This is a genomic window from Pseudomonas sp. FSL R10-0399 (genome assembly GCF_009600165.1).
Lineage (GTDB): Bacteria > Pseudomonadota > Gammaproteobacteria > Pseudomonadales > Pseudomonadaceae > Aquipseudomonas > Aquipseudomonas helleri.
Window position 1 is genome coordinate 1 of the sequence record NZ_WIWK01000180.1, and the last position, 7,170, is coordinate 7,170.

At 63.6% G+C, this 7,170-nt stretch carries 6 protein-coding genes; all 6 read right to left on the bottom strand.

Annotated elements, in window-relative coordinates; translation table 11 throughout:
• Positions 1 to 98: 98 nt before the first annotated feature.
• Genes GHO41_RS27970 through GHO41_RS27995 form a run of 6 tightly spaced genes read right to left on the bottom strand, consistent with a single transcriptional unit; the run spans position 99 to position 7,163 of the window.
• Positions 99 to 947, bottom strand: coding sequence for an alpha/beta fold hydrolase (locus GHO41_RS27970; protein ID WP_371929063.1), 849 nt, complete (start codon positions 945 to 947; stop codon positions 99 to 101).
• Positions 934 to 2,157 (bottom strand): LLM class flavin-dependent oxidoreductase, encoded by a 1,224-nt coding sequence (locus GHO41_RS27975; protein ID WP_256678877.1) that lies wholly within the window; start codon positions 2,155 to 2,157, stop codon positions 934 to 936. Before GHO41_RS27975 ends, GHO41_RS27970 begins: the two co-directional genes overlap by 14 nt.
• On the bottom strand, positions 2,154 to 3,779 hold the full coding sequence (locus GHO41_RS27980; RefSeq protein ID WP_153435224.1) for an ABC transporter ATP-binding protein: 1,626 nt from the start codon (positions 3,777 to 3,779) through the stop codon (positions 2,154 to 2,156). Before GHO41_RS27980 ends, GHO41_RS27975 begins: the two co-directional genes overlap by 4 nt.
• The gene (locus GHO41_RS27985) at positions 3,776 to 4,624 is read right to left on the bottom strand and encodes an ABC transporter permease (protein ID WP_153435225.1); all 849 of its coding nucleotides are present in this window, start codon (positions 4,622 to 4,624) and stop codon (positions 3,776 to 3,778) included. The genes GHO41_RS27980 and GHO41_RS27985 overlap by 4 nt, the downstream gene beginning before the upstream one ends.
• Positions 4,621 to 5,613 (bottom strand): ABC transporter permease, encoded by a 993-nt coding sequence (locus GHO41_RS27990; RefSeq protein WP_153435226.1) that lies wholly within the window; start codon positions 5,611 to 5,613, stop codon positions 4,621 to 4,623. Before GHO41_RS27990 ends, GHO41_RS27985 begins: the two co-directional genes overlap by 4 nt.
• A complete protein-coding gene (locus GHO41_RS27995) occupies positions 5,610 to 7,163 on the bottom strand; it encodes an ABC transporter substrate-binding protein (RefSeq protein WP_256678879.1) in 1,554 nt (517 codons plus the stop codon). The genes GHO41_RS27990 and GHO41_RS27995 overlap by 4 nt, the downstream gene beginning before the upstream one ends.
• Positions 7,164 to 7,170: the final 7 nt, after the last annotated feature.

Genomic DNA, 7,170 nt, shown 5'->3' on the forward strand with positions numbered 1-7,170 from the left:
CTGCGTTCGGCCAGCGTGGTTTAATGGGGCCTTTTAGATCAAGATCAAAAGCAAGATCTAGATCAAAAGATCGCGAGGCAAGCTCGCTCCTACAGAGGTCAACAGTTAGCCGCTAAACGCTCGAAGGCTTGCAGTACTTGCTCCGGGCGTTCGAGCATCAGTTGATGGCCGCAGGGCAATACCTGGTAGTGCGCGTTGGGCAGGTGGCGGGCAAGGGCTTCGCCGCCGCTGGCGGGGGTCAGGCCGTCGGTTTCGCCAGACACCACGTACACCGGCACATCCAGCCCGGCCAACGCTTGGGCGTCGGGCCATTGGGCGTTGTTCATCAGGGCTTTGAACACGTCCAGGCGGTTGCGCTGGGCCAGGCCATCCTCATAGTCGACCAACGCCGGATCAGCCTCGGGGTGCCAGGCGCGGGCGCGAAAGTCTTTGGCCAATATCGGCCGTAATAACGTCAGCAGCCAGTTCGGCAAACTCAACAACCCACCCGTCCCTACCGGGCGATGCAAGACGCTGCCCAGCAGCAACGCGCCGTCGATGCGCAGCGCCGGTTGTTGGCGCGGCAATGCAAGCAAAGTGCTCATGGCCAGGCCGGTGCCGTAGGAGTGCGCCACGTACAGGTTGCGCGGCCCGGCATAGCGCTTGAGCACCTCCAGATTATCGGCCACCAGTTCGTCCCAGGCGTAGGCGCTGGCGTCGCGCGGTTTGTCGCTGTCGCCATGGCCGAGCAGGTCCCAGGCCACCAAGGTGTAGCCCTGCTCGCTCAAGTTGCGCCATAGCTCGCGCCACTGGTCTTTGTTGCCGCCGCTGCCATGGCCCAAAAACACCACGGTGTCGCGGTTGCCCTGATGCACGGCCACGCTCAGCCGTCGTCCGGGGCGCACGTCTATCAGTTGGCCACGCACCAGCGGCAGGTGGGCGAATCGGTTGGGGTCAGCCTTGGGCACTGTTGGCCTCCTGAGCGGCAAAATAATCGGGACGGGGCAGGCCAAGATGATCACGCAACGTGCGGCCCTGATAAGCGCGGCGGAACAAGCCACGACGCTGCAACTCGGGCACTACCTTGTCGACAAACGCATCCAGCGAACCGGGCAGATACGGCGGCATCACGTTAAAGCCATCGGCGGCGCCTTCAACAAACCATTGCTCCAGTGTGTCGGCCACGTGCCGCGCATCGCCCACCAGCACCAGATGCCCGCGTGCCGCTGCCATGCGTAAGTAAAGCTGGCGAATGCTCAAGCCTTCTGTTCGGGCCACACGGATCAGCAGGTCACGACGGCTGACCCCGGACTCGGTAGCGGGCAGTTCAGGCAGCGGCCCATCCAGCGCGAAGGCCGACAGGTCGGTGCCACCGGCAATATCTGCGAGCAGCGACAGACCGACTTCGGGCTGCACCCACCCTTGCAACTGATCAAACAAGGCCTGCGCTTCGTCCGTTGTGTCAGCGACGATGGGCATCACCCCCGGCATGATTTTGACCTGCTCGGCGCTACGCCCGTATTTGGGCAACAGGGCCTTGAGATCACGGTAAAAACGCTGGGCGCCCGCCAGCTCAGGTTGTGCAGTGAACACCACTTCGGCATGGGCCGCTGCCAGCTCGCAGCCTTCCCGTGAGGCGCCGGCCAGCACTTGCACCGGCGCTACACCGGCGCTGGCCCAGCGTTGCTGCACCTCGGCCAAAAAGCGGTGGGCCCGTTCATAACGCCGCGCGTGTTCAAAGTGGCCGTCTCGTCCAAAGTTGAAGGCTTCGTTGGCATTACTGGAGGTCACCAGGTTCCAGCCGCTGCGCTGCCCGCTGAGGGCTTCAAGAGAAGTGAAGGACCGGGCAAGCGACTCAACCGCGTTGTAAGAGGTGGTCACCGTCGCCACCAGGCCAATGCGCTCGGTGACGGCGGCCAACCCCGCCAATAACGTCAGCGGCTCGAAGTGCTCGGTGCGCGACATGCGGCTCAGCGCCTCAACGCTGCCCGGCAACATGGCCAAGGTGTCTGAGAGGAACAGCGCATCGAAACAGCCGCGTTCGGCAGTGCGGGCCAGTTGCTGATAGTGGGCGAAGTTCAGGCCGCCATCGGCCTGCGCCTCGGGGTGGCGCCAGCCCGCGATATGGTGCCCGGTGGCCATCAAAAACGCGTTGAGGCTCATCATCCGTTGGCTCATGGTGTGGCCTCCAGCACCGGGGTATGCAGCGCAAAATCTTGCAGCAGCCTGCGGGTGTAAGGGTGGTTGGGTTGGCCGAGCAACGCGGCGGTCGCGCCTTGCTCCACCACTTGCCCGGCCTGCATCACGGCGATGCGGTCACTCAAACGCGCCGCCACGCGCAGGTCGTGGGTGATGAAGACAATACTCAGCTTCAACCGCCGTTGCAGGTCCTCAAGCAATTCAAGAATTTGCACCTGAATCAGCGCATCGAGTGCCGACACGCATTCGTCCGCGATCAGCACTTTGGGCTCCACCGCCAAGGCCCGTGCAATGCCGATACGTTGGCGCTGGCCGCCGGAAAACTCATGGGGATAACGCTCCAGCGCGGTCTCTGGCAGGCCTACCAGGCCCAGCACTTCTCGTGCTTTTTCTGCCGCCTGCGCCGGGCTGCGACCTTGGGCCAGCGGCCCGGTCATCAGTTGCGTGCCGATGCGCTGGCGCGGGTTGAGCGATGCGAACGGGTCCTGAAAGATCATTTGCACCTCGCCACGCTGCGCGCGCAACCGCGCTTCAGGCAGGTCGGTGACGTCACGCCCGTGCCAATGCAAGATGCCGCCATCGCTGCGCAATAAACGCACCAGGCAGCGGCCCAAGGTCGATTTGCCCGAGCCGGATTCACCGACAATGCCCAAAGTTTCGCCTTCGGCCAGTTGCAGGTCGACACCCGCCAGCGCCCGCGTGGTGCGTCGCCCCCACCAGCCAAGGCGGCGGCTGAATTGTTTTTCCAGCTGCTGCGCCTGCAACACCGGCTTGCCCGGCGCCAGGGTCGGGCGCGGGTGATCGGGGGCCGCAGACACCGCCGCAATCAACTGCCGAGTGTAGTCTTGCTGCGGCGCACCCAGTACCTGAGCCGCTGTGCCTGCTTCGACGTAATGGCCCTTTTGCAACACCAGCACGCGGTCGGCAATGGCCTCGACCACGGCAAAGTCGTGGGTGATAAACAGCATGGCCATGCCCTGCTCACGCTGGATGCGCCGCAGCAAATCGAGGATTTGCCGTTGCGTGGTCACGTCCAATGCCGAGGTCGGCTCATCTGCGATCAGTAACTTCGGCGCGAAGGCCAGCGCCATGGCGATCACCACGCGTTGGCGCTGGCCACCGGACAATTCAAATGGGTAGGCATGGTAGAGCCGCTCCGGGTCCGGCAGGCCGACATAGCCGAGCAGTTCGACAACCCTTGTACGGCGCTGGGCGCGGTCTTTCACACCATGGGCCTGCAAGGTTTCGTCGATCTGTCGACCCACACTGAGCAACGGGTTGAGCGCGCTCATCGGCTCTTGAAAAACCATGCTGATGTCGCGCCCGCGCAAAGCGCGCATGGCCGGTTCATCCAGGTTGGCGAGGTCTTCACCACGCCAGCGCAGGGTGCCGTGCTCGATTTTTAGAGGTGCTGGCAGCAGGCGCAGCAGGGCCTTGGCTAGCATCGACTTGCCCGAGCCAGACTCGCCCACCACGCACAGGCATTCGCCTTCGCGCACGTGCAGCGATAGGTCATGTAGCGCATGGCTGCGGTCGCCGCCCGACGGCAAGGCGATGCGCAGGTGCTCGACGTCGAGCAAAATCGGTTGGGCTGCGCTCATGCGGAGTCTCCAGGGCGACGGGCAGGTTCAAAAGCAATGCGCAGGCCTTCGCCCACACGGTTAACCGCCAGCACGCAAAACAGAATCGCCAGCCCCGGCATCAGGCTCATCCACCAGGCGTCGCGCAGCATCCCGCGCGAGGCGTTGATCATGTAGCCCCAGCTCATGGCATCCGGGTCACCGAGGCCAAGAAAGGCCAGCGCGGCTTCGGTGAGAATCGCTGTGGCCATCACAAAACTCAGCGTCACCAGCAACGGCGCCAAGGCGTTCGGCAGGATTTGCCGAAACACGATGGCCAACGGCGCTTGCCCCAGCACCCGCGCAGCCTGCACGAATTCACGCTGACGCAAACTGAGGAACTCGCTGCGCACCAAGCGCGCCACCGCAGGCCAGGCCACCAGCGCGATGGCCAACACGATGGTGCCCAGCGACGGCTCCAGCACGGCCACCAGAATCACTGCCAGCACCAGTTGCGGAATGATCTGGAAGAACTCGGCCACGCGCATCAGCACCGCGTCCAGCCAGCCGCCGAAGTAACCGGCCAATGCTCCCACCAGCAAGCCGGTGAGCAAAGTGGCCAGCGTCGCCAGCAGCCCCACGGACAGCGACACTCGTGCGCCGTACAGCAAGCCGGTGGCCAGGTCGCGGCCCAACATGTCGCTGCCCAGCCAATGCCCGGCCTGGGTAAACGGCGCGAGCATGGGCGTGGTGTTCATCTCCCAGGGCGAGCCCTGGCAGAGCCACGGTGCCGACACGGCCAGCAGGCCCAGCAGCAATAAAAACAGCGCGCCGATCAGCGCCGCAGGTTGCCCGATAAAACGTTGCCACACACTGGAATCCCTCATCGTGCTGCCCCTTCGGCGCCGATGCGCGGGTCGATCAGGCGGCAAGCCAAATCCGTGAGCAGGTTGAAACCGACCACCAACACCGAGATCAGCAAAAAGCCGCCCAGCAACACGCTGTAATCACGTTGGGACAGGGCGTCGTACATCAAGCGGCCGATGCCCGGCCAGGAATACACCACTTCAATCAGCAAGGCGCCGCTGGCCAGTTGCCCCAGTTGCAACCCGGCAAAGGTCACCACCGGCAGCAGCGCGTTGCGCAGCACGTGGGCGTAGACGATCCGTGACGGCGCCAGGCCTTTGGCACGGGCCGTGTAAACATGCTCCTGTTGCAGCGCCTCCAGGGTCGCGGCGCGGGTCAGGTGCACGTACAAAGCCAGGAACAGAAAACTCAGCGACAGGCACGGCAGCACCAGATGGCGCAGGCGGTCGCCCAGCCAGGCGAAGCCGCTCAGGTCGGCGGCGACGGTCTGCATGCCGAACGCGGGCAGCCAGTCGAGCTTGACCGAGAACAACACGATCAACAGCATCGCCAGCCAGAACGGCGGCGTGCCGTACAACAACAGCGCACCATTGGAAATCAGCCCGTCCAGCCAGCGGCGGCGCTGGCGGCTGAGCGCAGCCAGCGCGCCAAGGGCCACGCCAAACAGTGACGAGATGACAAACGCCGAGCCCATCAGGCTCAAGGTGGCGGGCAAGCGCTCGGACAACAAGTCCCAGACCGGCGCCTGATTGCGATACGAGTACCCCAGATCCAGGTGCGCCACCTGCCCCAAGTAGTGCAATAACTGCTGGGGCAACGGCTGATCCAACCCCATCTCACTGCGCAGCTTGGCGATGTACTGGGCATCGTCGACCCCGGCCTCACCGGCCATCAACTGCGCCGGATCCCCCGGCGCCAAACGCACCAGCAAAAAGCTCAGCACCAGCACGCCAAGGATCATCAGCAGCGCACGCCCAAGGCGCGCGCCCAGGAACCACACGCCGCTCATGGCGCCGGGGCGTCCAGGTAGACGCTCTCGTAGTCTTCGTTAAGGCTGGTGGCGGTTTGCAGCAGGTTTTTCACCTGGCTGTGGAACAGCGTCGGGTAGCGCATCTCAAAGATCGGCGCCACCGGCAGGTCGTCGTTGAGCTTGTGCTCCAGCTCGCTGTACACGCGAGTCCGCTCCGCGCCCTCAGGGGTGTCAGCGACCTTGCTCCACAGGTTGTCGACGTCCGGGTTGCTGTAGCCGCCGACGTTGGCGAACGGCGAGGTTTTGAGGATGTAGTCAGTGCGGTACAGGTAGGCGTTGACCAGGTACGGGTCGCCGATCTGGAAGATAAAGTTGTAGGTCAGGTCAAAGTCCCAATCGCTGACGCGCTGGAACCAGGTCGCCGCGTCCGACGTCACCACCTGCACCTTGAAGCCCAACGGCTGCAAGGCCTGGCGGGTGTATTCGGCCAGACGCTCCCAGGCGCCACCTTTTTCACCGTTGAGCAAACGAATGCGCACCGCACCCACGTCCACTCCGGACTCAGCGATCAGCGCCTTGGCTTTGGCCAGGTCATAGCCATACTGCGGCAGTTGCGGGTCGTGGTAAGGCGAACTGGAGGCGAAAGCACCGGGCGACACCTTGCCCGCACCAAAGAAGATGTTGTCGACGATAAACGGACGGTTCAGCGCATACAGAATCGCCTGGCGAACCTTGGGATTGTTCAGCGGTGGCTTGCGGGTGTTGAACTGCAAGTAGGCCAGCCCTGAGTACAGCTCCCAGCCCTTGTCCGAAGACTCCACGCCCGGCAGTGCGCCCAGGCGCTTGAGGTCGGAGTAGTCGGCATCGCCGCTGCGCAGCACCTGCACGTCGTTGCGCTCAAAAGCGGCAGCACGCGAGGAGCCGTCCGGGATCACGTGAAAGACAATCGCGTCCAGGTGCGGCAAGCCTTTCTTCCAGTAGTTAGGGTTCTTCACCAGCTTGATGTAAGCGCCGCGCTTCCATTCCGCAAACATGAACGGCCCGGTACCCACCGGCTTGAGGTTGTACGGGTTGCTGCGAAAATCGGTGCCCGCGTAGAGGTGCTCCGGGGCAATCGGGCGCAGGCCGCTGCCGAGCAATGACAGGAACGGCGCGAAAGGTTTTTTCAGGTGGAAAACCACCTGGTGCGGCTGGCTGGCGTCGATGTTGTCGAGGTACTCCTCGAACACGCTGGCAATGCGTTTATCGACTTCGGGGTAGAAGGTGCCGAAGCTGAACTTCACGTCAGACGCGGTGAACGGCTTGCCGTCGTGCCATTGCACGTCGGGCTGCAATTCAAAGGTGTAGGTGAGGCCGTCCGGTGACACCGTCCAGCTGCGCGCCAGCACTGGCTTGGGCTTGAGATCGGTATCAAAGGTCAGCAAACCCTGGAGAATTTTGCCGCTGACGTATTGGGTCGAGACATGGGTGACCACCCCGTGCATCAGCGATGGCGGCTCGGGCTGGGCGATCAGGTTGAGCACACCGCCGTCTTGCGGGGCGGCGTGAACGCTGGCGGCAAACACCGCGGCACTGGCCAGCAGGCCCAGGCGTTTG

Excerpts from the sequence above, each read along its gene's own strand:
- GHO41_RS27975 (WP_256678877.1), bottom strand. The coding sequence starts at position 2,157 with ATGAGCCAACGGATGATGAGCCTCAACGCGTTTTTGATGGCCACCGGG.
- GHO41_RS27980 (WP_153435224.1), bottom strand. The coding sequence starts at position 3,779 with ATGAGCGCAGCCCAACCGATTTTGCTCGACGTCGAGCACCTGCGCATC.
- GHO41_RS27985 (WP_153435225.1), bottom strand. The coding sequence starts at position 4,624 with ATGAGGGATTCCAGTGTGTGGCAACGTTTTATCGGGCAACCTGCGGCG.
- GHO41_RS27990 (WP_153435226.1), bottom strand. The coding sequence starts at position 5,613 with ATGAGCGGCGTGTGGTTCCTGGGCGCGCGCCTTGGGCGTGCGCTGCTG.